The sequence below is a fragment of the Brachybacterium sp. SGAir0954 genome, from assembly GCF_005490785.1.
Taxonomy (GTDB): domain Bacteria; phylum Actinomycetota; class Actinomycetes; order Actinomycetales; family Dermabacteraceae; genus Brachybacterium; species Brachybacterium rhamnosum.
The window spans coordinates 378576-403705 of record NZ_CP027295.1 but is presented as its reverse complement, the minus strand read 5'-3'; the positions used below and the strand labels follow the sequence as shown (position 1 = coordinate 403705).

General features: G+C 72.8%; 25 protein-coding genes. 23 read left to right on the top strand and 2 right to left on the bottom strand.

The genetic code is table 11. The annotated features are described in order from the left end of the window. Positions 1-6: 6 nt before the first annotated feature. The 14 genes from C1N80_RS01815 (at position 7) to C1N80_RS01750 (ending at position 11051) form a co-directional block, all read left to right on the top strand. Positions 7-699, top strand: coding sequence for an amino acid ABC transporter permease (locus tag C1N80_RS01815; RefSeq protein WP_137769207.1), 693 nt, complete (start codon positions 7-9; stop codon positions 697-699). After that, positions 696-1523: an amino acid ABC transporter permease gene (locus C1N80_RS01810; RefSeq protein WP_137769206.1), complete on the top strand. Its 828-nt coding sequence runs from the start codon at positions 696-698 to the stop codon at positions 1521-1523. The genes C1N80_RS01815 and C1N80_RS01810 overlap by 4 nt, the downstream gene beginning before the upstream one ends. 25 nt (positions 1524-1548) lie before the next feature. Continuing rightward, positions 1549-2340: a class II glutamine amidotransferase gene (locus C1N80_RS01805; RefSeq protein ID WP_137769205.1), complete on the top strand. Its 792-nt coding sequence runs from the start codon at positions 1549-1551 to the stop codon at positions 2338-2340. Positions 2341-2517: 177 nt separating this feature from the next. Then, positions 2518-3354 (top strand): ABC transporter ATP-binding protein, encoded by an 837-nt coding sequence (locus tag C1N80_RS01800; protein WP_137769204.1) that lies wholly within the window; start codon positions 2518-2520, stop codon positions 3352-3354. Then, entirely contained in the window at positions 3351-4007 is a 657-nt protein-coding gene (locus tag C1N80_RS01795) for an ABC transporter permease (protein WP_137769203.1), read from the top strand. The genes C1N80_RS01800 and C1N80_RS01795 overlap by 4 nt, the downstream gene beginning before the upstream one ends. Next, positions 4004-4669, top strand: coding sequence for an ABC transporter permease (locus C1N80_RS01790; RefSeq protein ID WP_137769202.1), 666 nt, complete (start codon positions 4004-4006; stop codon positions 4667-4669). The genes C1N80_RS01795 and C1N80_RS01790 overlap by 4 nt, the downstream gene beginning before the upstream one ends. A 55-nt stretch (positions 4670-4724) precedes the next feature. Next, positions 4725-5708: an ABC transporter substrate-binding protein gene (locus C1N80_RS01785; RefSeq protein ID WP_137769201.1), complete on the top strand. Its 984-nt coding sequence runs from the start codon at positions 4725-4727 to the stop codon at positions 5706-5708. Further along, positions 5705-6643: an SDR family oxidoreductase gene (locus tag C1N80_RS01780; RefSeq protein ID WP_137769200.1), complete on the top strand. Its 939-nt coding sequence runs from the start codon at positions 5705-5707 to the stop codon at positions 6641-6643. The genes C1N80_RS01785 and C1N80_RS01780 overlap by 4 nt, the downstream gene beginning before the upstream one ends. An 86-nt stretch (positions 6644-6729) precedes the next feature. Next, positions 6730-7206 carry an SRPBCC domain-containing protein gene (locus C1N80_RS01775; RefSeq protein WP_137769199.1) on the top strand — a complete coding sequence of 159 codons (477 nt, stop codon included), beginning with the start codon at positions 6730-6732 and terminating at the stop codon, positions 7204-7206. Positions 7207-7309: 103 nt separating this feature from the next. After that, positions 7310-7798 (top strand): SRPBCC domain-containing protein, encoded by a 489-nt coding sequence (locus C1N80_RS01770; protein WP_137769198.1) that lies wholly within the window; start codon positions 7310-7312, stop codon positions 7796-7798. Beyond that, positions 7795-8172 (top strand): helix-turn-helix transcriptional regulator, encoded by a 378-nt coding sequence (locus C1N80_RS01765; RefSeq protein WP_137769197.1) that lies wholly within the window; start codon positions 7795-7797, stop codon positions 8170-8172. The genes C1N80_RS01770 and C1N80_RS01765 overlap by 4 nt, the downstream gene beginning before the upstream one ends. Before the next feature lie 27 nt (positions 8173-8199). Continuing rightward, positions 8200-9072 (top strand): formate dehydrogenase accessory sulfurtransferase FdhD, encoded by an 873-nt coding sequence (fdhD, locus tag C1N80_RS01760; protein ID WP_137769196.1) that lies wholly within the window; start codon positions 8200-8202, stop codon positions 9070-9072. Positions 9073-9268: 196 nt separating this feature from the next. Next, positions 9269-10339 (top strand): hypothetical protein, encoded by a 1071-nt coding sequence (locus C1N80_RS01755; RefSeq protein ID WP_137769195.1) that lies wholly within the window; start codon positions 9269-9271, stop codon positions 10337-10339. A gap of 301 nt (positions 10340-10640) precedes the next feature. Next, on the top strand, positions 10641-11051 hold the full coding sequence (locus C1N80_RS01750) for an ASCH domain-containing protein (protein WP_205750697.1): 411 nt from the start codon (positions 10641-10643) through the stop codon (positions 11049-11051). Positions 11052-11271: 220 nt separating this feature from the next. On the opposite strand, the gene C1N80_RS01745 is transcribed toward C1N80_RS01750, so the two are convergent. Beyond that, entirely contained in the window at positions 11272-12228 is a 957-nt protein-coding gene (locus tag C1N80_RS01745; protein ID WP_168197990.1) for a sugar-binding transcriptional regulator, read from the bottom strand. Between the two features lie 97 nt (positions 12229-12325). On the opposite strand from C1N80_RS01745, the gene C1N80_RS01740 reads away from it, so the two are divergent. The 3 genes from C1N80_RS01740 to glpK all read left to right on the top strand — a co-directional run bounded on the left by C1N80_RS01740 (position 12326) and on the right by glpK (position 16591). Beyond that, positions 12326-14071, top strand: a complete 1746-nt coding sequence (locus C1N80_RS01740; protein WP_137769193.1) for a glycerol-3-phosphate dehydrogenase/oxidase — start codon at positions 12326-12328, stop codon at positions 14069-14071. A 155-nt stretch (positions 14072-14226) separates the two neighbouring features. Further along, positions 14227-14958: an MIP/aquaporin family protein gene (locus C1N80_RS01735; protein ID WP_168197989.1), complete on the top strand. Its 732-nt coding sequence runs from the start codon at positions 14227-14229 to the stop codon at positions 14956-14958. Positions 14959-15055: 97 nt separating this feature from the next. Then, the gene (gene glpK / locus C1N80_RS01730; protein ID WP_137769192.1) at positions 15056-16591 is read left to right on the top strand and encodes a glycerol kinase GlpK; all 1536 of its coding nucleotides are present in this window, start codon (positions 15056-15058) and stop codon (positions 16589-16591) included. A gap of 143 nt (positions 16592-16734) precedes the next feature. Here the strand turns inward: glpK and C1N80_RS01725 are convergent, their stop codons facing one another. Continuing rightward, entirely contained in the window at positions 16735-18273 is a 1539-nt protein-coding gene (locus tag C1N80_RS01725) for an FGGY-family carbohydrate kinase (RefSeq protein ID WP_137769191.1), read from the bottom strand. A gap of 107 nt (positions 18274-18380) precedes the next feature. On the opposite strand from C1N80_RS01725, the gene C1N80_RS01720 reads away from it, so the two are divergent. The 6 genes from C1N80_RS01720 (at position 18381) to C1N80_RS01695 (ending at position 25083) form a co-directional block, all read left to right on the top strand. Next, entirely contained in the window at positions 18381-19328 is a 948-nt protein-coding gene (locus tag C1N80_RS01720; RefSeq protein WP_137769190.1) for a sugar-binding transcriptional regulator, read from the top strand. A 133-nt stretch (positions 19329-19461) separates the two neighbouring features. Then, complete coding sequence (locus tag C1N80_RS01715; protein ID WP_137769189.1) at positions 19462-20559, top strand: zinc-binding dehydrogenase; 1098 nt, start codon at positions 19462-19464, stop codon at positions 20557-20559. A 42-nt stretch (positions 20560-20601) separates the two neighbouring features. After that, entirely contained in the window at positions 20602-21972 is a 1371-nt protein-coding gene (locus C1N80_RS01710; RefSeq protein WP_137769188.1) for an RbtT/DalT/CsbX family MFS transporter, read from the top strand. 48 nt (positions 21973-22020) lie between these two features. Further along, complete coding sequence (locus C1N80_RS01705) at positions 22021-22812, top strand: SDR family oxidoreductase (RefSeq protein WP_137769187.1); 792 nt, start codon at positions 22021-22023, stop codon at positions 22810-22812. Positions 22813-22855: 43 nt separating this feature from the next. Continuing rightward, on the top strand, positions 22856-24577 hold the full coding sequence (locus C1N80_RS01700; protein WP_137769186.1) for a dihydroxyacetone kinase family protein: 1722 nt from the start codon (positions 22856-22858) through the stop codon (positions 24575-24577). A 35-nt stretch (positions 24578-24612) separates the two neighbouring features. Next, positions 24613-25083 (top strand): ribose-5-phosphate isomerase, encoded by a 471-nt coding sequence (locus tag C1N80_RS01695; RefSeq protein ID WP_137769185.1) that lies wholly within the window; start codon positions 24613-24615, stop codon positions 25081-25083. Positions 25084-25130: the final 47 nt, after the last annotated feature.

Below are 25130 nucleotides of genomic sequence, written 5' to 3'. Positions count from 1 at the left end.
ACCCGGATGCAGATCCTCGTCGAGAACTGGCCCCTGCTGCTGCAGGGCATCGGCACCACGATCGCCCTGACGCTGCTCGGCTACGCCTTCGCGCTGGTCCTGGGCACCGTGGTCGCGGTGTGCCGGGTCAGCCCGATCCCGCCGCTGCGCTGGGCGGGGACGGTGTACGTCGAGATCTTCCGGAACATCCCGCTGCTGAGCCTGCTGATCCTGCTCGCCTTCGGGCTGCCGGACGCGGGCCTCGTGCTGCCGTACTTCTGGTGCGGCGTGCTGGGCCTGACTCTCTCGAGCGCCGCGTTCGTGGGCGAGAACATCCGCTCGGGCATCAACACGGTGCCCGTGGGCCATGCGGAGGCGGCCCGCTCGATCGGCCTGGGCTTCTTCGGGGTGCTGCGCTTCGTGGTGCTGCCGCAGGCGTTCCGCACGATGGTCCAGCCGCTCGTGAACGTCTTCATCGGCACGCTGATCGGCTCCTCGCTGTGCGCGGCGATCTCCGTCGGCGAGACCACGTACGTCACGCAGCAGCTGAACATCCGCTCGGCGGAGGCGGTGCTGCTGTTCCTCGTGGCGGGCGTCGTCTACCTCGCGCTGTCGCTGCTCGCGGCCTACGGCGGGCGCCGCCTCGAGGCGCGCCTCGCGCCGGGCGGCTCGGGCCGGCTGCGCCCGTCCGTGCGGCTCCAGGGGGCGGCGCAGGCATGAGCACCCGCAGCGCGAGCGCCACCCAGGTGCTCTTCGACGCGCCCGGCCCCCGCGGCCGGGCCAGGATCCGTCTCCTCTCCGTCCTCTCGGTGCTGGCCATCGCCGCCGTGCTCGGGCTGGGGCTGTGGCAGTTCGGCCGCAACGGGCAGCTCGCGGCCGACAAGTGGCTGCCGTACCTGCGCCGCGACTACCTCGCCTTCCTCGGTGAGGGTCTGCTGGGCACCCTGCGGGCGACGGCGGTCGCGGCCGTGGTCGCCTTCCCCTTCGGCCTGCTGCTCGCGCTCGGCCGGCTGTCCCGGCTGCGGGTGCTGAGCGCGGTCGCCGCGGCGTGGATCGAGTTCTTCCGCGGCATCCCGATGCTGCTCGTGGTCTACGCGTTCCTGCTGGCCCTGCCCGCCTACGGGGTGACCTTCCCGCGCTTCTGGATGCTCGTGATCCCGATGATCCTCGTGAGCTCCGCGACGACGGCGGAGGTGTTCCGGGCGGGGATCCGGGCCGTGGACCGCGGCCAGCACGAGGCGGGCGCGGCGATCGGCCTGACCTCGGGGCAGACCATGAGCGCGGTGATCCTGCCGCAGGCGGTGCGGCTCGTGCTGCCGAGCCTCGTGCTCGCGCTCGTGAGCCTGCTGAAGGACTCGACGCTCGGGTACGTGGTGAGCGTGAACGAGCTGCAGTTCCAGGGCAAGACGATGGTCTCGATCACCCGCTATCTCGTGCAGACGTATCTTGTGGTCTCCGGGATCTACATCGTGCTGAACATCCTGCTCACGCGCGCAGCGCACCTGCTCGACGCCCGTATGCGGCGCCGTGCCGCGACGGGCTGACCCGGCCTGACGGAAGGACCTCCCCATGTGCCGACTCCTCGGCGTCGTCAGCTCCACCCCGCGCCCGCTCGAGCGGATCGTGCCGGCGGAGCTGCCCCTGTTCACCGCGCTCTCCGAGCGGCACAAGGACGGCTGGGGCGTGGCCTGGTACCCGGATCCGCACCGCTCCCGCACGCCGGAGCTGCGCAAGGGAACGGACACGGCGCTCGCCTCGAACGCCTACGGGGACGCGGTCGCGGAGGCCCACGGCGAGGTGATCGCGGTGCACCTGCGCCGGGCGAGCGTGGGCCTCGCCCTCGAGCTCACGAACACGCATCCCTTCGTGGAGGGGGAGGTGACCTTCAGCCACAACGGCCAGTTCGACCTCTCCCCGGAGCTGCGGGAGCGGATCCTCGCGCGCGGCGGGCGCCGCCCCGAGGGCACCACGGACTCGGAGCTGTTCCTCTCGCTGATCACCGCGCACGCGCGGGAGGTGGGGGCCGACGGTCCGATGCCGCAGGACTGGGCGCTCGCCGTGCAGCGCGCCGCGGCGGAGCTCACCGCCTGGCTCGAGGAGATCGCGGGCCGGCCGCCGGAGTCCCTGAACTGCCTGCTCACGACGCCGGACGCGCTCATCGCCTACGCCCAGCACGATCCGGCGCAGGCCCCCGCGGATCAGCCCCGCGAGGTGTACGACCTGCGCTGGCGCCAGGACACCGAGCGCGTGCTCGTGAGCTCCACCGGCTACGAGCAGGCGGACTTCGCGACCCTGCCGCAAGGCGGGGCGCTGAGCATCGGCCGCACCACGCTCGCCGTCACCGAGCACCCGCCGCTCTGAGCCCGTCCCCACGGCGCAGCGCGACAGGTGGATCAGCGGCCCCGGGCGAGGCGGTACACCGCGGAGTCGTCGCCGGCCATGTCCTGCCGCGAGGGCGACGATGCAGTAGTGTCGGCTGCGCACGTCCCTCGAACATCTGTACGACGCCCTGAACCGCACCCCGCACGGGAGGCCCCGTTGATCGCCTTCGAGAACGTCGGCAAGACCTATCCCGACGGGACCACTGCCGTCGAGGACTTCAGCCTCGAGATCGCCTCCCACGAGGCCGTCGTGCTCGTGGGCACCTCCGGCTCCGGCAAGACCACCCTGCTGCGCATGATCAACCGCATGGTCGATCCCAGCAGGGGTCGCGTCGCGATCGACGGCGAGGACGTCGCCGGCCTCGACCCCGTGCGCCTGCGCCGCTCGATCGGCTACGTCATGCAGGCCTCCGGGCTGCTCCCGCACCGCAGCGTGCTCGACAACGTCACCACCGTCCCCGTGCTGCGCGGCACCTCCCGGCGCGAGGCCCGCTCCCGCGCCCTCGAGCTGCTCGAGACGGTGGGCCTGGACCCGGCCCTCGCCCGCCGCTACCCCTCCCAGCTCTCGGGCGGCCAGCAGCAGCGCGTGGGCGTCGCCCGCGCCCTCGCCGCGGATCCGAACATCCTGCTCATGGACGAGCCCTTCGGTGCGGTGGACCCGATCGTCCGCGCGGACCTCCAGCAGGAGATGCTGCGGATCCAGAAGGAGCTGCACAAGACGATCGTCTTCGTCACCCACGACATCGACGAGGCCTTCCTGCTCGGCGACCGCGTCGTGCTGCTGCGCCCCGGCGGCGTCGTCGCCCAGCAGGGCACCCCGCAGGAGATCCTCGCCGCCCCGGCGGACGACTTCGTGCGCAGCTTCGTCGGCGCGGACCGCGGCACCCGCACCCTCCACGTCGAGGAGATCGAGGGCCGCCGCATCGTCGTCGACGCCGACGGCCGCGCCGCAGGCGTCCTCGAGCCCCCAGCCGGCGGGGCGGCCCGCGCATGACCTGGGTCCTCGAGAACCTCGACCTGCTCGGCTCCCGCCTGCTCGCCCACGTCCTCCAGGCGATCCCGCCGATCCTGCTCGCCTTCGTCCTCTCGCTGCCGATCGCGAAGCTCATCGCCGTGCGCGGCTGGCTGCGCACCTCCCTCACCGCGGGTGCCGGTCTGCTCTACGCGATCCCCTCGCTGCCCCTGTTCATCGTGCTCCCGCTGTTCCTCGGCACCTCGATCCGCAGCCCCCTGAACATCGTCGTCGCGCTCACGATCTACGGGCTCGCCCTCATGGTGCCGAGCGCCTCGGAGGCCCTGCGCGCCGTCAGCGGGGACACGCTGCGCGCCGCGACCGCCCAGGGCTACGCCCCCCTCCAGCGGTTCTGGCAGGTCGAGCTGCCGCTCGCCGGTCCCGCCCTCGTCGCCGGGCTGCGCGTCCTCGCCGTCTCCACCGTGTCCCTCGTGACCGTGGGCGGCGTGCTCGGCGTGCCGAGCCTCGGCATGCTCTTCATCGACGGCTTCCAGCGGGGCATCCTCGAGGAGATCCTCTCCGGGATCGTGCTCACCGTGGCCCTCGCCCTGCTCCTCGATCTGCTGATCGTCCTCGGCGCCCGGGTCGCTCTGCCCTGGGCGCGCACCCCGCGCCGGAAGGGGGCGCGAGCATGACCCAGCTCCTCGAGGCCCTCGCCTGGATCGCCGACCCCACCCGCTGGTCCGGCCCCGGCTCGATCCCCGTGCGCCTGCTCGAGCACCTCTGGTACACGCTCCTGGGCGTCGGCATCGCCGCGCTCGTCGCGATCCCGGTGGGACTGCTTGTCGGCCACACCCGCCGCGGCCGCGGTCCCGTCGTCGCGCTCAGCGGCGCCGCCCGCGCCCTGCCCACCCTGGGCCTCGTGACCCTCTTCGGGCTGTGGCTCGGGATCGGGCTCACCGCGCCCGTGCTCGCCTTCGTGATCCTCGCGATCCCCTCGCTGCTCGCCGGCGCCTACTCCGCGTGCGAGGCCGTGGACCCGCGCACCGTGGACGCCGCCCGCGCCCAGGGCATGACCGAATGGCAGATCCTCACCCGGGTCGAGGTGCCGCTGGGCCTCCCGCTGCTGATCGGCGGGGTGCGGCTCGCGGCCGTGCAGGTCGTCGCGACGGTCATGCTCGCGAGCTACATCGGCAACGGCGGCCTGGGTCGCTTCATCTTCCTGGGCCTGAACCTCTCCGACTACCCGCAGATGCTCGGCGGGTCGATCCTCGTGGTCGCCCTCGCGCTCGTCATCGACCTCGCCCTGCGCCTCGTGGAGCGGCTCACCGCCCCGCGCGGCGCCGCCCGCACCTGACCCGGCTCCACCCGCCCCTCACCCGATCCGCACCGCCCGCGTCCAGGAGGACACCATGACCGCATCCCGCACCCCCCGTCCCTCGCGCGGCCCCGCCCTGGGCCGGCGCTCCTTCGCCGCGCTCGCGGGCACCGGCCTCGTTGCCGCCGGCGCCGCGGCCTGCTCGAACGAGGACCCCCTCGCGAAGGAGTCCGGCTCCGCCTCCGGCGGGTCGTCCGACGGCGGCGGCCCCGCGACCGGCGCCCTCGTCATCGGCTCGCAGCAGTACTACTCCAACGAGATCATCGCCGAGCTGTTCGCGCAGGTCCTCGAGGACTCCGGCGCGAGCGTCGAGCGGCAGTACCAGATCGGTCAGCGGGACGTGTACATGCCGGAGCTCGAGTCCGGGGCGATCGATCTGCTCCCCGAGTACCTCGGGAACCTCCTGCAGTACCTCGACGAGTCCGCCGCGACCGGCACCGCGGACGATCTCGCGACCGCCCTCGGCGAGGCCCTCCCGGACGGCCTGCGCGTGCTGCCCCACGCGGAGGCCACCGACCAGGACTCCTACACGACGACCAAGGACTTCGCCTCCCAGAACCAGCTCGCCGCCATCGGCGACCTCGCCGGGGTGGAGGACCTCAGGATCGCCGCGAACCCCGAGTTCGAGGAGCGCCCCTACGGCCCCCAAGGCGCGAAGAGCGTCTACGACGCCGACATCACCGTCGTCCCCGTCTCCGACTCCGGCGGCCCTCTCACCCTGCAGGCGCTGCTCGACGGCACCACGCAGCTCGCGGACATCTACACCGCGGACCCGTCCATCGCCGCGAACGACCTCGTCACCCTCGAGGACCCGGAGTCGATGATCCTGCCGCAGAACGTCGCCCCGCTCGTCTCCGAGCGGATCGACGAGGACGCCGCCGCCGCGATCAAGACCGTCACCGACGTCCTCACCACCGAGGAGCTCATCGCGCTCAACACCAAGAGCGTCACCGACAAGCAGGACTCCGCGACGATCGCGAAGGCCTGGCTCACCGAGAAGGGTCTGCTGGGCTCATGAGCACGCCGGGCACCACCGGCACGGACGACGGCGCGGGCGACGGCGCGGTCGCCGGGACTGTCGACGGCGCCGCGGCGCCGGTGCACGCGCGGATCGCCGTCACCGGCGCGAGCGGGCAGCTCGGCGGCCGGGTCGCGGCGCTCCTCGCGCAGGCGGGGCTGGGCGCCGACCTGCGGCTCGTGGTCCGCGCCTCCGAGCGCGCCCCGCGGATCGACGGGGCCGAGATCGCCGTCGCGACCTACGGGGACCTCGAGGCCTGCACCGCCGCCTTCGCCGGGGTGGAGACGCTGCTGCTCGTCTCCGCCGGGGAGAGCGCGGACAGGGTCGACCAGCACCGCACGGCGGTCACGGCCGCCGCGGCGGCCGGCGTGCGCCACCTCGTCTACACCTCGTTCACGGGCGCGTCCTCGGACGCCGAGTTCACCCTCGCCCGGGACCACGGCGCCACCGAGGACGCGATCCGCGAGGCGGCGGAGGCCACCGGCATGCGCTGGACCCTGCTGCGGGACTGCTTCTACCTCGACGTGCTGCAGCCCTGGGCGGGGGAGGACCGCACCCTGCGCGGCCCCGCCGGCGAGGGGCGCTGCGCCTTCGTCGCGCGGGAGGACGTCGCCCAGGTCGCCGCACGGATCCTCGCGGCCCCGTCTGCCTTCGCGGGGAGGGTCCTCGAGCTCACGGGCGCCGAGGCGCCCACCCTTGGCGAGGTCGCCGCGCGGCTCACGGCCGCGACCGGGCTCGAGCACCGCTACGTCGACGAGACGATGGAGGAGGCCCGCGCCTCCCGCGCGCCCTACGGGGCGCCGGACTGGGAGGTCGATGCCTGGATCAGCACGTACACCGCGATCGCCTCCGGCGCGCTCGCCGCGGTGAGCGGGCACGTGGCGGAGGTGCTGGGCCGCGAGCCGCTGCGCCTCGAGGACGTCGTGCGGGCATGAGCCGGTGACCCCCCGCTGACCAGCGAGAACGACCTGGTGGTCGGGATTCGTGTGACAGCGACCGGGGACTGCGGCAAGGTGGGGGTATGACGACCTCCGACACGCACGTGACCGTCTCCCGCATCATCGACGCCCCCGCGAAGGACATCTTCGCGCTGCTCACGCTGCCGGCGAAGCACCCGTCCTTCGACGGCTCCGGCAGCGTCCGGTCCTCTGAGGACACGGAGCGCATCACGAAGTCCGGCGAGAAGTTCGTGATGAACATGCACCGCGAGGACCAGGGCGGCGACTACCGCATCCACAACCACGTCACCGCCTTCGACGAGAACAAGATGGTGGGCTGGCAGCCCGCGAACGACGACGCCCCGGACGCCCCGAAGGGCTGGGAGTGGCTCTACGAGCTGCGCGCCCAGGACGCCTCGACCACCGAGGTCGTGCTCACCTACTCCTGGGACAAGGTGACCGACAAGAAGCTGCTCGAGAAGGTGGGCTTCCCGCTCATCACCGAGGCCGAGCTCGAGCAGTCGCTGAACCTGCTCGCGGCCGCCGTCAGCGAGGCCTGAGCCGCCGAGGAGCCCGTAGTGCAACAAATGGGTTGCACTACGGGCTCCGTCATGCCACGCTGAGGTCACGCGGGACAGGTCCCGCCCGACCGAGGAGCTCCTCATGACCGGATCCGACCCCACCGCGCTCACCGCCGAGGACGTCCCCGACGAGATCGTCCGCTCGATCGCGATCGCCGCGAGCGCCGAGCGCGTCTTCGTCCTCGTCAGCGAGCCCGGATGGTTCATCAACGACGGCACCTACCGCGAGCACGAGCTCACCGACCTCGGCGGCGGCCGCACCCGGGTCCTCGATCCCGTGCACGGCGCCTTCGTCATCGAGACCGTGACCCTCGAGGCGCCGCACCGCGCCGAGTTCCGCTGGATCGACGGCGACGGCGAGGGCGAGGCAGGGGACGCCGAGTCGGCGAGCACCACCGTCGAGTTCACGATCGCCCCGCACGCCGACGGCGTGGAGCTCACCGTCCGCGAGAGCGGCTTCGCGAGCCTCCCCGGGGACGCGGCCACCCGTCGGCGCCGGTTCGAGGAGAACACCGACGGCTGGATCGAGGAGCTGGGCGTCGCCCGCGCCGTGTGCGAAGCGGCCGAATGAGCACCCCGTCGGCCGCGCTCGCGCTCCTCGACCCCGCGGCGGACCTCCTGCTCCCCGCCCTCGCGGACCGCACCCGCCGCCGGATCCTCGTGCGCCTCGCCGAGCGGCCGGACGACGCCGGCGCCGTCGCCCGGGACCTCGAGCTCACCCGCCAGGGCGTCGCCAAGCACCTCACGGTCCTCGAGCAGGCCGGGCTCGTGCGCGCCGAGCGCAGCGCCCGCCGGCGCGTCCACACCGTGACCCCGGAGCGGGTGCGCGAGGTCTCCGACCTCCTGGGCCTCGTCGCGACCGGCTGGGAGGGCCGCCTCGCCGGACTCAAGGCGGCCGCGGAGCAGACGGAGGGTCGCGAGGGCCCCGCCTGGATGTCCCCCTGACGTGCCCGCCGCGACTATCCTCGAGGGATGGGCAGGGTCACCGACACCGCGCGCGTGCGCACCGTCCGCGTCCGCGACGGGAAGCTGTACGCCGGCCGCAAGGGCGACCACGTCGCCGTCGAGGAGCCGCTGGACATCCGCCTGAACGGGCAGCGGCTCTCGCTCACGATGCGCACCCCGGGCCACGACGTCGAGCTGATCCACGGCTTCCTCCACGGCGAGGGGCTCATCGAGCGCCGCGAGGACGTCGCCGAGGCCCGCTACTGCGACGGCGCCGTCGTCGAGGACGAGACCGGCCTGCCCCGCAACACCTACAACGTCATGGAGTTCACGACCGCGCGGCCGCAGCTGCTGCCCGTCGCCTCCCGCGCCTTCACCACCTCCTCCGCGTGCGGCGTGTGCGGGGCGGAGAGCATCGAGGCGGTCCGACGGCGCGGCCGCTTCACCCTCGGGGCCGACTGGCGGATCGACCCGCGCGTCGTGCTGCAGGCGGCGCGTGAGCTGGGGGAGCGCCAGCCCGTCTTCGCCCGCACCGGCGGAGTCCACGCGGCCGCGCTCGTGGGCCGCGACGGCGAGATCCTCGTGGTCCGGGAGGACGTGGGCCGTCACAACGCGGTGGACAAGGTCATCGGCTGGGCGCTGCTCGAGGACCGCCTGCCGCTCGCCGACTGCTTCCTGCTCGTCTCCTCCCGTGCGAGTTTCGAGATCGCGCAGAAGGCCGCGCTCGCCGGGGCGCCGCTGCTGGCCTGCGTCTCCGCCGCGAGCTCCCTCGCCGTGGACACCGCCGAGGCCTTCGGCATGACGCTCCTCGGCTTCACCCGCGCGGCCGACGACGGCGACGGCCGCCTCAACGTCTACACCGGCGAGGACCGCCTCGACCTCTCCGCCGTCGAGGGCTGAGCGCACCTTCTCCCTCCCCCCTGATGGTCCGAGTTCGTTCCATCTCTGGCGTCGATCTGGAACGGAATCGGACCATCGTGGGCGTGGGCGTGGGCGTGGGTGCGGCGTGCAGCGCGCCTCTCCTCCCCACCGCGCCTTTCTCCACAGCCGCAGCCCCCGCCGGCGCGGAGCCCTGGTCCGCACATAGCGTCGGCCCATGCCCCCTGCCCTGAGTCGCTTCGCCGGCGTCCTGGAGCACCGCTCCGTCTGGATCTCGCTCGGCATGCACCCGCGCGATCTCGCCTCGGACTCCTTCACGACCGTCTTCCCCGGCTACCTCACGCCCACCGCGTTCCCGTGCTCGCTGAACGCGATGGCCTGGGTGCTGCAGAACAGAGCGCTGCCGGGGAGCGTGCCGAGCCACACGACGGCCGCGCTGCTGTGGGGACTGCCGCTCCCGGCTCGGGTCCAGGGCGGGATCGGGATGCTCCCGGTGACGGAGCGGCCGGACGACGGGACCCTCGTGGTCCCCGCCGTGCCGCCCGGCATCGCCCGCGGTGACGATGCGACCCTGCCCGTGCTGCACTGCCTCCTCCCTCGGGGCGGGCGCACTCGGATCGGGCGCGGGGCGGTGGTCCATCGTGGCGGCCCGGTGGCGACGTCCCAGGTGGGCAAGCTTCGCCTCCCGGTCCAGGGCGAGGTGCTCCGGCAGCTCGGGACGGTGCTGCGTCCGTGGGACCTCGTCGCCGTGGCCGAGGCGATGATCGGACCGCAGGCCCGCTTCCCGGGACAGAGCGTCGAGGCGCTGCGGGCCGTGCTCGCGTCGACACCCGGTCGAGCAGGGACGCCGGCGGCGCGCCGTGCGCTCGGGATGGCACTGCCGGAGGTTCGCTCCCCGGGCGAGACGGTGATGCGCCTGGTGATCGCGGCCGTCGGGCTCCCTCGGCCGGTGCCGAACCTGCGTGTCACCGATCCCCGCGACCGGAGCGTGCGCTACATCGACCTGGCCTGGGAGGAGGTCCGGCTCGGGCTCGAGTATGACGGCGACGGGCATCGGACCACGAAGGGGCAGTGGCGCCGTGACGAGGAGCGGCGGGACCAGCTGGCGGGGTTGGGGTGGACGCTCATCCGCGCGAACGGCGATGACCTCCGGCGGCCGCTGCGGATCCTGCTGCGGGTCCGGGACGCCCTCGCGCGTCACGGCGCGGCGGTGCCCGACGCCGCGCGGATCCGACGCCGGCTCGCCGCGGTCATCGCGACGCACCCCTCGGCACGCATGGATCGGTGACGGCAGCGTGGCCCGGCTCCTGCTCCGGTGCGCGCGCCCCGGAAAGCGACCCGCCTCTCGTGGCCGATGGTCCGATTCCGTTCCAGATCAGAGCCCGCAACGGAACGGAATCGGACCTTCGCGGGAGCTTCCCTAGGATCGCGGGGTGACCTCCGACGGCGCTGCTCCCGCCTCCGCCTCCGACTCCGTCTCCGCTCCTGCCGCTCCTGCCGCGGCTGGCGCCGACGCCGGTGCCGTCCCCGTCGCGTCGGACGCCGCCGTCCGCAGCTTCTGGGCCGAGGCTCGTGCCGCCCACCCCGAGCTGCCGGCCGATCCGCCCGAGGCCTGGGCCTTCGGTGCGACGCCCGAGCATGCCGACGGCCTGCTGGCCCTCGTGCTCGACGGGACGAAGACCGCCACCGCGAGCTCCCTCGCGGACTACGACGAGCCGGACAGCGAGCCGTTGCCCGTCGTCGGCCTCCTCTCCGTGATCCTCGACGGTGCGGGAGCGCCGCGTGCGGTGCTCGAGGTGACCGGCGTCGACGTGGTGCCCTTCGACGAGGTGACGGCCGTGCACGCGCACGCCGAGGGGGAGGGGGACCGCAGCCTCGCTGCCTGGCGCGAGATCCACGAGCGCTTCTGGCGCGACTACTCGGCCGCCGGCTTCGCGCCGGACATGCCCGTGGTCTGCGAGCGCTTCCGCGTCGTGCATCCCGCCCGTCCGGAGAGCTGACCCCGATCTCGTCACGGCTCGCGCACCCTGCCTATCCGGCGCTGCTCGCCGGGCTCACGGCCTGATCGCTCCCCGTCCGGCTCACGGATGGTCCGATTCCGTTCCAGATCGGTGCCCCGGATGGAACGGAATCGGACCATCGACGGAGGAGCGGCGGGACAGGGGCGCGAGGGCGGGCCGGCGATGCGGAGGACTGCCGGGCTGCGCCGGCCCCGCCCGCTCACCCCAGGGCGAGCAGGCTCTGGGCGGTGACCTCGTCGACGACGAGGTCGGTGGCGACGCCCGCGCGGAGGGCGGCGCGCAATGGCACGGCCTTCCGGCTGCCGGCGGCGAGGAGCAGGCGGCGGGGGATGCGGGCGAGCTGGGCGGGGCTCGGGCCGGTGCCGCGGTTGTTCATGCCGATGCCCTTCCAGGTGCCGTCCGCGCGGAGGAAGACGGTGCACACGTCGCCGACGGCGCCGTCGGCGCGCAGGGAGCGGCGGTCCTCCGGGGTGAGGTAGTTGTTCGTGTAGACGTGGCTGGGGACCTCCGCGTCGAAGGCGCCCACGCTGAAGACGGCGAGCGTGCACTGGCGCTGCACGTGGAGGACCCGCTGCACGGAGCGCTCCTGCCACATGGCCTGGCGGGTGGAGGCGTGGTCGAAGAAGGCGGGCACGGGGAAGTGGTGGACGGTCGCGTCCCAGAGCCCGGCGGCCTTCGCGAGCACCGAGGACACGTAGGTCATGCCGGAGCCCTCGGTGTTGATGGCACCGTTGAGTTGGACGATGCGCAGTCCGGGGGTGGGGGCGGGGCGCAGGCGGGCCACGAGGTTTGAGGTGGTGGTGCCCCAGGCGAGGCCGATGGTCATGTCCGGCTCGAGCATCTCCTCGAGCAGCGCGGCGCCGGCCTGGGCGACGGCGGCGAGGCGCTCGCGCTCGCCGGGCTCGGGCGCGGCGACCACGTGGGCGCGCACGCCGTAGCGCTCGGCGAGGCGGTGGCGGAGCTCATCGGCCCGGTAGGCGCCGGGCGGGTGGAGGGAGATGGTGACGAGGCCTTCGTCGCGGGCGTCGCGCAGGAGGCGGGAGACGGTGGAGCGCGAGACGGCGAGGGACTGGGCGATGGTCTCCATCGTCTGGCCCTCGTCGTAGTACATCCGTGCAGCCGCGAAGGCATGCTCGAGGCGGTTCCCGGCGCTCATGGCACCAGTCTTGCACGTTCGTGCACCGCGCTTGCCAACGCTGCACGACAGTTCCACGATGGTCGGCGAACACGGCAACAGCGAAGGAGCTCCTCGAATGTCCGCACTGCAGCGGTCCGCCCTCACCCCCGAGAACCGTGCCGAGCACCTGGCCCGGCTCCGCGCCGCCACCTCCGAGTCGCCGCTGGACGTCCTCGTCGTGGGCGGCGGCGTCAACGGCGCCGGCGCCGCGTTCGACGCCTCGACCCGCGGACTCTCCGTCGGCCTCGTCGAGCGCCACGACTGGGCCTCCGGCACCTCGTCCCGCTCCTCGAAGCTCATGCACGGCGGCCTGCGCTACCTGCAGATGCTCGACTTCAAGCTCGTCGCCGAGGCCCTGCGCGAGCGCGACCTGCTGCTCGAGACGACGGCCCCCCACCTGGTGCGGCCCATCAAGTTCGTCTTCCCGTTCTTCCGCAAGGTGATCGACCGCACGTACATCGGCGCCGGCGTGACCCTCTACGACGCCATGCAGTCCGTGGGTCGCAAGCGCGCGGTGCCCTTCCACCGCCACCTCATGCACGAGAAGATGCTCGAGGTGTTCCCGGGCCTGGACGGCGAGAAGATCGTCGGCGCCCTCGAGTACTTCGACGCGCAGGTGGACGACGCCCGCTTCGTCATGATGCTCGTGCGCTCCGCCGCCCAGCACGACGCCGCGGTCGCGAACTACACCTCCGTCGTCTCCTACCTCCACGAGGGCGAGCGAGTCGTCGGCGTGCGCGTGCGCGACGAGGAGACCGGTGAGGAGTTCGACGTCCACGCCCGCGAGGTCATCCTCGCCGGCGGCGTCTGGACCCAGGACCAGCAGGAGCTCGCCGGGGCCGACGCCGGCCTCGAGGTCCTCGCCTCCAAGGGCATCCACATCACCGTCGCCCGCGACACCATCCGCGCCGTGCCGGACACCGGCATCATCACGCAGACCGAGAAGTCCGTCCTCTTCATCATCCCGTGGGACGAGTACTGGGTCATCGGCACCACGGACACCCCGTGGAAGGAGGACCCGACGGCCGTCGGCGCGACCTCCGACGACATCGACTACGTGCTCGAGCACGCGAACGCGGTGCTCTCCCACGACCTCACCCGCGAGGACGTCATCGGCGTCTACACGGGCCTGCGGCCGCTGCTCCAGCCGGTGAAGAAGGGCTCGGACGGCTCGACGTCCACGAAGGTCTCCCGCGAGCACACCGTCATGGAGGTGGAGCCGGGCCTCACCGCGATCGCGGGCGGCAAGTACACCACCTACCGCGTCATGGCGGAGGACGTCGTCGACTTCGCGATCCGCTCGAGCTTCCCGGGCCGCCCGAGCCTCACCCGCACGGTCCCCGTGATCGGCGCGCAGGGCCTCGCGGAGCTGAAGCGGGACAAGGGCGCGATCGCCGTGCAGCACGGCTGGGAGGAGATCCGGATCGACCGCCTGATCTTCCGCTACGGCACCCTGCTGCGGGACGTTCTCACGCTGATCGACAAGGACCCCTCGCTCGCGACCCCGCTCGAGCACGCCCCCCGCTACGTGCGCGCCGAGGCCGTCTACGCGGTGCGCGCCGAGGGCGCCCGCCACCTGGCCGACGTCCTCCAGCGCCGCACCCGCCTGGACTACGAGACCCGGGACCGCGGCGTCGCGGCGGCCGAGGAGATCGCCGCCCTCATCGCCCCCGAGCTCGGCTGGGACGAGGCCACCGCCCAGCGCGAGGTCGAGACCTACCGCGCCTACATCGACGCCCGCCTCGCCGGCGAGGCGACCCATACCGACGCGGAGGTCGCCGCGGCGATCGCCGCGGTCCCGGAGGTGCCCGTCAGGGCCTGATCCGGTCGGCGCCGGGGACACCCCTCCCCGGCGCCCCGAGGGCGGGCACGGAGCCCGCCCTCGCCCCGCCCCCGCGCCAGCGTGCGCACCCCGCCCCGGCACCACCGGGGCCCCCGGCCCGCCACCTGCGGGACGGCTCTCGACGAGGAGAACCTATGGGAACCATCGGAACGATCCTGCTCTCGGAGATCGCGGGCACCGCGATGCTCATCGTGCTGGGCGTCGGCGTGGTCGCGAACCACGCCCTGAACAAGACGGGCGGCCATGGCGGCGGCCCGCTCATGATCCACTGGGGCTGGGGCCTCGCGGTCTTCGCGGGCGTGTTCGTCGCCTACAAGACCGGCGCGCACCTCAACCCCGCGGTCACCGTGGGCCTGCTGGCCAGCGGCGCCGCTGAGTACGCCCCCGGCATCCCGGTCACCTTCGGGACCACGATCGCCTACTTCGCGGCGGAGATGATCGGCGCGATCCTGGGCGCGGTCATCGTGTACCTCGCCTACAAGAAGCACTACGACGAGACCCCCGACGGCCCCACCAAGCTCGGCACCTTCTCCACCGCCCCCGGCATCCGCGCCTACGGCTGGAACCTGGTCACCGAGATCATCGCGACCTTCGTGCTCGTCTTCGTGATCATCCAGTTCGGCAACACCCCGAGCGGCCTCGGCCCGCTCGCCGTCGCGCTGCTGGTCGTCGCGATCGGCGCCTCCCTCGGCGGCCCCACCGGGTACGCCATCAACCCCGCCCGTGACCTCGGCCCCCGCATCGCGCACGCGCTGCTGCCGATCAAGGACAAGGGCTCCTCGGACTGGGGCTACGCGTGGGTCCCGGTCGTCGGCCCCGTGATCGGCGGCATCCTCGCCGGTGTGGCCTCGCTCGTGTTCTTCTGAGCCGCAGCACCCCTCTCCTGAGCCCCGCGGCGGCGGCGATCCGTCCCCGCCGCCGCTCCCACCCCCTACCGTGAAACCATCCGACGAAGGAGTCACCATGTCCGACGCCCCGCAGTACATCCTCGCGATCGACCAGGGCACGACCTCGACCCGTGCGATCGTCTTCGACCACGGCGGCCAGATCGTCGCCTCCGGTCAGAAGGAGCACGAGCAGATCTTCCCCAAGGCCGGCTGGGTCGAGCACGATCCCGCCGAGATCTGGAAGAACACCCGCGACGTCGTGGGCCAGGCGCTCGTCAACGCCGACATCAACCGTCACCAGCTCGCCGCCGTCGGCATCACCAACCAGCGCGAGACCGCGGTGGTGTGGGACAGGACCACCGGCGAGGCCGTCTACAACGCGATCGTCTGGCAGGACACCCGCACGCAGCGCATCTGCGACGAGCTGGGCGGCGACGAGGGCGCGGACAAGTACAAGGAGCGCGTGGGCCTCCCGCTCGCCACCTACTTCTCCGGCCCCAAGGTCAAGTGGATCCTCGACAACGTCGACGGCGCCCGCGAGAAGGCGGAGAAGGGCGACCTGCTCTTCGGCAACACCGACTCGTGGCTCGTCTGGAACCTGACCGGCGGCGTCAACGGCGGCGTGCACGTCACCGACGTCACCAACGCCTCCCGCACGATGCTCATGAACATCGACACCCTCGACTGGAACGAGGACATCGCGAAGGACATGGGGATCCCGCTCTCCATGCTCCCCGAGATCAAGTCCTCCTCCGAGGTGTACGGCAAGGGCCGCAAGAACGACCTGCTCATCGACACCCCGATCGCCGGCATCCTCGGCGACCAGCAGGCCGCGACCTTCGGCCAGGCCTGCTTCGAGGTGGGCCAGGCCAAGAACACCTACGGCACCGGCAACTTCATGCTCATCAACACCGGCGAGGAGCTGGTGCGCAGCGAGAACGGTCTGCTCACGACCGTCGCCTACAAGATCGGCGACAGCAAGCCGGTCTACGCGCTCGAGGGCTCGGTCGCCGTGACCGGCTCGCTCGTGCAGTGGGTGCGCGACAACCTCGGCCTGATCAGGACCGCCCCGGAGATCGAGGACCTCGCCAAGCAGGTCGACGACAACGGCGGCTGCTACGTCGTCCCCGCCTTCTCCGGTCTCTTCGCCCCGTACTGGAAGGCCGACGCGCGCGGCGCGATCGTGGGCCTGACCCGCTACATCACCAAGAACCACATCGCGCGGGCCACCCTGGAGGCGACCGCCTACCAGTCCGCCGAGCTGCTCGAGGCGATGAACGCGGACTCCGGCGTGGACCTCACCGAGCTCAAGGTCGACGGCGGCATGGTCATGAACGAGACGCTCATGCAGTTCCAGGCCGACATCCTCGGCGTGCCCGTGGTGCGCCCGAAGGTCATCGAGACCACCGCCCTCGGCGCCGCCTACGCGGCCGGCATCGCGGTGGGCTTCTGGTCCGGCGAGCAGGACGTCATCGACAACTGGGACGAGGACAAGCGCTGGGAGCCGGACATGGACCCGGAGACCCGTGAGCGCAGCCTCCGCCTCTGGAAGAAGGCCGTGGAGCGCACCTTCGACTGGGTGGACGAGGACGTCGAGGCTCTGAACGGCTGATCGACGTGCTGCGAGGGACGAGCGGTAGGAGATCAGCCATCCAGTACGGCTGATTCATTGATCTGCTGATCGACCGCGTCCGACGCCAGGGGTCGGCGGTCACCTCCCGAGGGAGGTGACCGCCGGCCCTCGTCGTGCCCGCCTCAGGCCTCCCGCTGCCGCCGGGCGAGGGCGTGGGTGACGTCCCGGGTCGCGGGGTAGAGGTCCCGGTACAGGCCGTAGAGCTCGTCGTACGTCTCCCGCAGGGCGGGGTCGGGGCGCACCTCGTGGTCCGTGCCCTGCCAGGGGCCGGTGTCGATGCCGTGGGCGAGCTCCGCGGCGAGCATCGCCCCGCCGTAGCAGGCGCCGATCGTGCAGCGGGGGATGCGCTGGGGGAGCCCGGTGACGTCGGAGACGATCTGCGGCCACAGGTCCGTGCGGGCGCCGCCGCCCACGGCGACGACCCGGTCGATGCGGGCGCCGGCGGCGGCCATCGCCTCGAGGTGGTGGCGCACGCCGAGGGCGGCGGCCTCGAGAGCGGCGCGGTAGAGGTCGCCGCGGGTGTGGGAGAGGGTGAGCCCGGCGATCACGCCGCGGGCGTCGGGGTCGTGCAGCGGGGAGCGCTCCCCGGCGACGTAGGGGAGCATGAGCAGGCCGCGCGCGCCGGGCCCGCTCGCGGCGGCCTCGCCCACGAGGTCGCCGTAGTCGTCCCCGCCGGTGAGCTCGCGCAGCCAGCCGGTGATCGCGCCGGAGGCCGCCATGCCGCCGGAGAGGGTCCAGCCGCCGGGCGCGGTGCCGGCGGTCGCCCAGAGCTCGCGGCCGGGGAGCAGCTCCGCGGTGCGGGCGACGAGGAAGGTCGTGGTGCCGTACATGAGCATCATGTCGCCGGGGTGCTCGGTGCCGGCGCCGCGGGCCTCGGCCCAGGCGTCGATGGTGCCGGCGATGACGGGGGTGCCCGCGGCGATCCCGGGGAGCGCCGCGGCGGCCTGCGCGGTGACGGTCCCGGCGGCCTCGCCGGCCCAGCGCAGCTCGGGCAGCTCGATGCCGGGGGCGACGCGCGCGGCCCATTCCTCGTCCCAGCGCCCGGACCGCAGGTCGTAGAGGGGTGCGGCCTGGCTCGCGGAGGCGTGGTCGAGCACGTACTGCCCGGTGAGGCGGAAGGCGAGGTGGCTCGCGGTCATGAAGAGCCGACGGGCGCGAGCGTAGACCTCGGGCTCCTCCTCGGCGACCCAGGCGATCTTGGGTCCGGCGGCCTGGGCGGTGAGCACGCAGCCGCAGCGCTCGAGGATCGCGTCGTCGCCGAGCTCGGCGCGCAGGCGGTCGATCTGCATGCCGGAGCGGGTGTCCACGCCATAGAGGATCGCGGGACGCACGGGGGTGCCGTCGGCCCCGGCGAGGAGCACGCACGGTCCCATGCCGGAGAGCCCGATCCCGGTGACTTCGACGCCGTCGCCGGCGGGGCCGGTGAGCAGCTCGGCGGCCATGGAGACGAGCTCGTCCCACCAGATCCCGCCGTCCATCTCGACGTGCCCGGGGCGGGGCCGGTCCACGGTGTGCTCGCGCACGGCGGTCGCGAGGACGGTGCCGTCGAGCGTCACGAGGATCGCCTTGCTCGCGGAGGTGCCGACGTCGACCCCCAGCACGGCGGGGGTGGCCCCGCGCGGTGCGTCCGTGCGCGGTGCCCGCGTCACGCCTGCTCGCATGCCCTGTCCTCCGTCTCGGGACGGCATCGGGCAGGACGGCCTCGACGCCGCCCCTATCCTGTCACCGTCGGGGTGCCGCCCCGTGACCCCGCTGCGGAGGAGAGCCCGTGCTCGAGACGACGATGGACGTGCAGCTGCTGCACCGCGCCGCCTCGGCGTACTACCTCGACGATCTGCGCCAGGCGGAGATCGCGGAGCTGCTGCACGTCTCGCGGCCCACGGTCTCCAAGCTCATCGCGGAGGCGCGGCGCATCGGCATGGTGCGCTTCGAGGTGCTCGACCCGAGCACGGGGGATCTCGCGGACCTCGAGCTGCGGCTGCGGGAGCGCCTGGGCGTCGCCCGGGTGCGGATCGCGGCGGGGGACCAGGTGCAGCGGGGCTTCCGGGGGATCGGCGACCTGCTGGGGGAGGAGCTGCGGGGGCTGGGCCTGCGGCGCGGGGACGTGCTGCTGCTGTCCTCGGGGAAGACGACCTATGCGGTGAGCGGCATGGCGGGGCTGCCGGAGCTGCCGGGCGTGATCGTGGCGCCCACGGTGGGCGGGCAGCAGGAGCCCGATCCGTCGTTCCAGACGAACGAGATCGTGCGGCGCTTCGCGGATCGCACGCATGCGGAGCCGCGGTTCATGTTCGCTCCGGCGCAGCCCTCGCCGAGCCTGTGGGACTCGCTGCAGGCGGATCCGAGCTTCCTCGCGATCACGGACCTGTGGCGGCGGGCGCGCGCGGTGGTGGTGGGCGTCGGCGAGCCGTACCGCGGCCGTGAGTCGCTGACCTCCGTCGTGCCACGGGACGAGCCGCTGCTCGAGCCGGCGGTGGGGGACATCAACCTCCACTTCTACGACGCCGCGGGCGAGGCGGTCGCCTTCCCGGGCTCGGACCGCCTGGTGCGGCCCTCGCGGGAGCTGATGCGGGACATCCCGGACGCGATCGCGCTCGCGGCGGACGTCCGCAAGGCACCGTCGATCCTCGCGGGCGCCCGGGCGGGGCTGTTCTCGACGCTGATCACCGACGAGCCGACGGCGCTCGCGGTGCTCGCGCATCCCGACTCCGCGGTCTGAGCCTCCTGATTCCTCCTCTGACCTGCGGCGCCCTCAATCGGAACATTTGTGCTTGACGAATGTTCGTAGGTTTGCCTAGTCTCGACACGTCCGCGCCGCCGGGCCGGAACGTATCGAAGGAGATGTGTCCCCCATGAGCCAGTCCCCCCAGATCCCCAGCACGATGCAGGCCGTCGTCATGCACGCGCCGGAGGACTACCGCCTCGAGGAGATCGACGTCCCGCGCCCCGCCGCGGACGAGCTCCTGCTGCGCGTGGAGGCCGTGGGCGTCTGCGCGAGCGACCTGAAGTGCTACCACGGCGCCGCGAAGTTCTGGGGCGACGAGAACCGCGACCGCTGGGTCGAGCCCGGCATCACCCCCGGCCACGAGCTCGTCGGCGAGGTCGTCGCCGGCTCGGAGGAGGCCCTCGCCCACCACGGCGTGCAGATCGGCGACCGCATCGCCTGCGAGCAGATCGTCCCCTGCGGCGAGTGCATGTACTGCCGGCGCGGCTGGTACTGGATGTGCGGCCCCCACGACATGTTCGGCTTCAAGCACTACAGCGGCGCCATGGCGGAGTACATGATCGTCCCCTCCCTCGCCCGCGCCCACCAGGTCAGCAAGGACCTCCCGCCCCACCACGCGGCGTTCTCCGAGCCGCTCTCCTGCTCGCTGCACGCCGTCGAGCGCGCGCAGCTCACCTTCGACGACGTCGTCGTGGTCGCCGGCTGCGGCCCGATCGGCCTCGGCGCGATCATCGGCGCGAGCCACAAGACCCCCAAGCAGGTCATCGCCCTCGACTTCGACGACGACAAGCTCGCCCTCGCCGCGAAGTGCGGCGCGGACCTCACCCTGAACCCCTCGAAGGTCGATGTCGTCGCCGAGATCAAGGCGCTCACCGGCGGCTACGGCGCGGACGTCTACATCGAGTGCACGGGCCACCCGAGCGCCGTCTCCCAGGGCCTGAACCTGCTGCGCAAGCTCGGCCGCTTCGTCGAGTACTCGGTCTTCAAGGACGACGTCACCGTCGACTGGTCGATCATCTCCGACGACAAGGAGCTCGACGTCCTCGGCGCCCACCTGGGCCCGAACTGCTGGCCCGCCGCGATCGGGATCATCGAGTCCGGCGTGCTGCCCATGGAGGAGATCTGCACCCACCAGTTCGGCCTCGGCGACGTCCAGAAGGCCCTCGACACCGTCGGCGACTCCTCCGGCGCCTCCGTGAAGGTCTCGATCGTCCCCGGCCTCTGATCCGCCCCTTCCCCCTTCCCCCGTGCACGAAGGAGTGCAGACATGACGTTCCCCTCGACCACCTCGTCCTCGGCGGGCACCGCCCCCGGGGCCGGGCGCGAGACCTTCCTGGACCGCCTCGGCATCCCCCACGTCCTGCGCTGGGGCTTCCTCGGCGTGCTGCTGTTCATGACGGGCAACGGCGTGGAGTCGAACTTCGTCTCCACGCACATCGCCGAGGCCTTCGGCGGCGGCGACGACAAGATCGACCTCGCCGCGAAGATCATCGCGGCCTACTCGCTCGCGGTGCTCGTGGGCTCCTACCTCGCCGGCGCCCTCTCGGACCTCTTCGGGCCGCGCCGCGTGATGGCGCTCGGCGTCGGGGTGTGGGTCGTCTTCGAGCTCGCCTTCCTCGGATCCCTCGCGATCGAGTCGGTGCCGCTGGTGGCGCTGAGCTACTTCCTGCGCGGCTTCGGCTTCCCGCTGTTCGCCTTCGCGTTCCTCGTGTGGATCAACCACGTCGTGGACAAGGAGCGCAACGGCGCGGGCGTCGGCTGGTTCTACGTCATGTTCACGGGCGGTCTGCCCACCCTCGGCTCCCTCGTCGCGGCGTTCCTCATCCCGCGCCTCGGCGGCGGCTTCGCCGGCGAGTCCGCCGCCATGCTCGGCTCGAGCGTCCTCGTGATCGCCGGCTTCCTCGTCGCCTGGTTCGGCGTCCGCGAGGGGCACGGCTCGCGCCGCCTCGCCCCCGCGGGCGAGACCGCGAGCCAGGTGATCACCGCGGGCGTGCGCCTCACCTTCACGAACAAGCGCATCGCGATGGGCTTCCTGACCCGCCTCATCAACACCGCTCCTGAGTTCGGCATGTTCATCATCCTGCCCAACGTCATCGCGGGCTCCGTGGCCGACGGCGGACTGGGCTGGAGCCAGTCCCAGTGGCTCGTCATGACGTCGATCGTCTACGCCGGCAACATCCTGTTCAACGCCGCCTTCGGCGCCCTCGGCGACCGGGTCGGCTGGGTGACGACCGTGCGCTGGTTCGGCATCCTCGGCTCCGCGATCGGCCTGCTGCTGTGGTGGTACGTGCCGCACATGGTCACGGCCGGCTCCGACTGGGGCTTCGCCGTCTCGGTCGCCGCAGGCACCGTCTTCGGCATCATGCTCGCCGGCTTCGTGCCGCTCGGCGCGATCATGCCGGCGATCGCCCCGGAGCACACCGGCGCCGCGATGGCCATGTACACGACCGCCGCGGGCGGGGCGACCTTCCTGGGCAGCGCCGTCGTCGCGATCGTCCGCCCGCTCGGCGGGAACGTGGCCGTGGTCTGGGCGTTCGTGGCCCTCTACGCGTGCGCCTTCGCCATGACCTACTTCCTCAAGGTCCACCAGCCGCGGCTGCACGGCCCCGTCCTCGAGTCGGCCGACGAGGCCGCCTGACCCCACCCGGCACCACCCTCTCCGCAGCACCTCACGAAGGAGCACCCCATGAGCACCACCCCCACCCCGTCCCCGCTGTTCGACCTCACCGGCCGCACCGCCCTCGTCACCGGCGGCGCGAAGGGCCTGGGCCTCGCCATGGCCCGCGGCCTCGCCCAGCACGGCGCCCCGATCGTCCTCGCCGACATCGACGACGAGACCGGCGAGCAGGCCGCCCGCGGCCTCGCCGCCGAGACCGGCGTGCGCGTGGACTACCGCCACCTCGACGTCACCGACCAGGCGGAGGTCGAGCAGACCGTCGCCGCGATCGACGACGAGGTGGGCGGCATCGAGATCCTGCTGAACAACGCGGGCCGCACGATCCACCACCCCCTCGAGGACGGCGACGCCGAGAAGTGGCGCGCGGTGATGACCCTCAACCTCGACGGCGTGTACCACGTGCTCTCCGCCGTCGGCCGGAGGATGCTCGAGCGCGGCCACGGCAGCATCATCAACACCGGTTCGATGAGCGGCATCATCGCGAACGTCCCGCAGACCCAGGCGTCCTACAACGCCTCGAAGGCCGCGGTCCACAACCTCACCCGCTCCGCGGCCCTCGAGTGGGCCGAGCGCGGCGTGCGCGTGAACGCGATCGCCCCGGGGTACATGCGCACCGAGCTGACCCGCGGCTTCTACGAGGCCGGCGGCCCGCAGATCGACCAGTGGAACCTCATGACGCCGATGAAGCGCCCGGGGGAGCCGCACGAGCTCGCCGGCGCCGCCGTGTACCTCGCCTCCGACGCGAGCTCCTTCGTCACCGGCTCGGTCCTCTCGATCGACGGCGGCTACACGGCCGCCTGAGCTCCGGCCCCGTTCCCCGCACCCCTGACCTGGAGACGCTCCCATGACGTACCTGTTCGACGATCCCCTGTCCTTCCCCTCCGACGCCGTCGAGGGCCTCGTCGCGGCGCACCCCGAGGAGCTGCTGCGCGTGCACGGCGGGGTGGTCCGCGCCGCGGCCACCCCGGCGGGGCAGCCCGCTCTCGTGGTGGGCGGCGGCTCGGGGCACTACCCGGCCTTCGCCGGCTGGGTGGGGCCGGGCTTCGCGCACGGCGCGCCCTGCGGGAACGTGTTCTCCTCGCCGTCCTCGGACCAGGTCCACGCGGTCGCGCGGAACGCGGAGAACGGCGGCGGTGTGATCCTCGGCTTCGGCCATTACGCCGGGGACGTGCTGCACTTCGGCGTCGCGGCGGAGAAGCTGCGCGCCGAGGGGATCGACGTGCGCATCGTCGCCGTGAGCGACGACATCGCCTCGGGGCAGGGCGGGGACCACCGCGACCGGCGCGGCATCGCCGGCGACCTCACCGTCTTCAAGGTCGCGGGCGCCGCGATCCAGGAGGGCGCGGACCTCGACGAGGCGGAGCGCCTCGCGTGGAAGGCGAACGACGCGACCCGCTCGCTCGGCGTCGCCTTCGACGGCTGCACCCTGCCGGGTGCGGAGGACGCCCTCTTCCACGTCCCCGAGGGGCGGATGGCGATCGGCCTGGGCATCCACGGCGAGCCGGGCATCGACGAGGTTGACATGCCGAGCGCGGCGGATCTCGCCCGCGTGCTCGTGGACGGCGTGCTCGAGGAGACCCCCGAGCTCGACTCGGACCGCGTCGCCGTGGTCCTCAACGGCCTCGGCACCGTGAAGCACGAGGAGATGTTCGTGGTGTGGAAGCACGTCGCGGGGCTCCTCGCCGAGCGCGGCCTCACCGTGGTGCGCCCCGAGGTGGGGGAGCACGTGACGAGCCTGGACATGGCGGGCCTCTCGCTCACGGTGATGCGCCTGGACGAGGAGCTCGAGCGGCTGTGGCTCGCCCCGGCGGACGCCCCGGCCTTCCGCCGCGGCGCCGTCGTAAAGGGTCCGCTCGGCGAGGAGCGCGGGGAGGTCTACGCCCCGGGCGAGGACCCGATCCCGGAGGCCTCGGCGGAGTCACAGGAGGGCGCCGCGCGCGTGCTCGAGGTGCTCGGCGCGGTGGAGGAGCTGCTCACGGGGCTCGAGCCGGAGCTGGGGCGCATGGACCAGGTCGCCGGGGACGGCGACCACGGGCAGGGCATGCTGCTCGGCATCCGTGCCGCGCGCGCGGCCGCGCAGCGCAGCGTCGTGGGCGGCGCGGGCGCCCGCACGGTCCTCGTGCAGGCCGGGGCGGCGTGGTCTGCGGAGGCCGGCGGCACCTCCGGTGCGCTGTGGGGCGCGGCGCTCACGAGCCTCGGTCGGGCACTCGCCGACGACGCCGCCGTCACGGGCGACGCCCTGCGCACGGGGCTGATCCAGGCGGTCGAGGCGATCGAGCGCCTCGGCGGCGCGCAGGTGGGGGACAAGACGATGGTTGACGCGGCCGTCCCGTTCCGCGAGTCCCTCGCCGCGGCGGGCGGCGCCGACGGCGGGGCGGCGGGCTCCACCGGTGCCGCGATCACCGAGGCCGCGGCGAAGGCCACGGCGGCCGCCGAGGGCACCGCCGAGATCGCGGCGGCCAAGGGCCGCGCCCGCAACCACGGGGACAAGTCCGTGGGCACGCCGGACCCGGGCGCGATCTCCTTCTCCCGCATCGTCACGCTGCTCGGCGAGCAGCTCTCCTGACCCCGAACATCCACCCTCACCTGGAAGGTCCTCCCATGGCTCTGCGCATCATCACCGGATCCGACAATGCCGGATACGGCCACAAGTCCGCCCTGAAGGAGCTGCTCGAGAACGACCCCCGCGTCGCCTCCGTGACCGACGTCGGCGTCGGCGGCCGCGAGGACGGCGAGCTCTACCCCAACGTTGCCGTCGCCGCGGCGGAGAAGGTCGCCGCCGGCGAGGCGGACCGCGCCCTGCTCGTCTGCGGCACGGGCCTCGGCGTCGCGATCGCCGCGAACAAGGTGAGCGGCATCCGCGCCGTCACCGCCCACGACCTCTACTCGGTGCAGCGGTCCGTGCTGTCGAACAACGCGCAGGTCCTCTGCATGGGTGAGCGGGTCATCGGTCTCGAGCTCGCCAAGGAGCTCGTCAAGGTCTGGCTCGACCTCGAGTTCGACCCCACCTCCTCCTCCGCGGAGAAGGTCGACGCGATCTGCGCCTACGACGGGTCGCTCAAGAAGGGCTGAGCCCGGCCGGTCCCGTGGGCTCGGGGCCGGGGCGGCTTGGTAGGTTC

Coding starts and splice junctions, on each gene's coding strand:
- C1N80_RS01815 (WP_137769207.1), top strand. CDS start 7: ATGCAGATCCTCGTCGAGAACTGGCCCCTGCTGCTGCAGGGCATCGGC.
- C1N80_RS01775 (WP_137769199.1), top strand. CDS start 6,730: ATGACGACCTCCGACACGCACGTGACCGTCTCCCGCATCATCGACGCC.
- C1N80_RS01755 (WP_137769195.1), top strand. CDS start 9,269: ATGCCCCCTGCCCTGAGTCGCTTCGCCGGCGTCCTGGAGCACCGCTCC.
- glpK (WP_137769192.1), top strand. CDS start 15,056: ATGTCCGACGCCCCGCAGTACATCCTCGCGATCGACCAGGGCACGACC.
- C1N80_RS01795 (WP_137769203.1), top strand. CDS start 3,351: ATGACCTGGGTCCTCGAGAACCTCGACCTGCTCGGCTCCCGCCTGCTC.
- C1N80_RS01810 (WP_137769206.1), top strand. CDS start 696: ATGAGCACCCGCAGCGCGAGCGCCACCCAGGTGCTCTTCGACGCGCCC.
- C1N80_RS01725 (WP_137769191.1), bottom strand. CDS start 18,273: ATGCGAGCAGGCGTGACGCGGGCACCGCGCACGGACGCACCGCGCGGG.
- C1N80_RS01710 (WP_137769188.1), top strand. CDS start 20,602: ATGACGTTCCCCTCGACCACCTCGTCCTCGGCGGGCACCGCCCCCGGG.
- C1N80_RS01790 (WP_137769202.1), top strand. CDS start 4,004: ATGACCCAGCTCCTCGAGGCCCTCGCCTGGATCGCCGACCCCACCCGC.
- C1N80_RS01700 (WP_137769186.1), top strand. CDS start 22,856: ATGACGTACCTGTTCGACGATCCCCTGTCCTTCCCCTCCGACGCCGTC.
- C1N80_RS01740 (WP_137769193.1), top strand. CDS start 12,326: ATGTCCGCACTGCAGCGGTCCGCCCTCACCCCCGAGAACCGTGCCGAG.
- C1N80_RS01805 (WP_137769205.1), top strand. CDS start 1,549: ATGTGCCGACTCCTCGGCGTCGTCAGCTCCACCCCGCGCCCGCTCGAG.
- C1N80_RS01765 (WP_137769197.1), top strand. CDS start 7,795: ATGAGCACCCCGTCGGCCGCGCTCGCGCTCCTCGACCCCGCGGCGGAC.
- C1N80_RS01705 (WP_137769187.1), top strand. CDS start 22,021: ATGAGCACCACCCCCACCCCGTCCCCGCTGTTCGACCTCACCGGCCGC.
- C1N80_RS01695 (WP_137769185.1), top strand. CDS start 24,613: ATGGCTCTGCGCATCATCACCGGATCCGACAATGCCGGATACGGCCAC.
- fdhD (WP_137769196.1), top strand. CDS start 8,200: ATGGGCAGGGTCACCGACACCGCGCGCGTGCGCACCGTCCGCGTCCGC.
- C1N80_RS01780 (WP_137769200.1), top strand. CDS start 5,705: ATGAGCACGCCGGGCACCACCGGCACGGACGACGGCGCGGGCGACGGC.
- C1N80_RS01715 (WP_137769189.1), top strand. CDS start 19,462: ATGAGCCAGTCCCCCCAGATCCCCAGCACGATGCAGGCCGTCGTCATG.
- C1N80_RS01785 (WP_137769201.1), top strand. CDS start 4,725: ATGACCGCATCCCGCACCCCCCGTCCCTCGCGCGGCCCCGCCCTGGGC.
- C1N80_RS01770 (WP_137769198.1), top strand. CDS start 7,310: ATGACCGGATCCGACCCCACCGCGCTCACCGCCGAGGACGTCCCCGAC.
- C1N80_RS01735 (WP_168197989.1), top strand. CDS start 14,227: ATGGGAACCATCGGAACGATCCTGCTCTCGGAGATCGCGGGCACCGCG.
- C1N80_RS01745 (WP_168197990.1), bottom strand. CDS start 12,228: ATGAGCGCCGGGAACCGCCTCGAGCATGCCTTCGCGGCTGCACGGATG.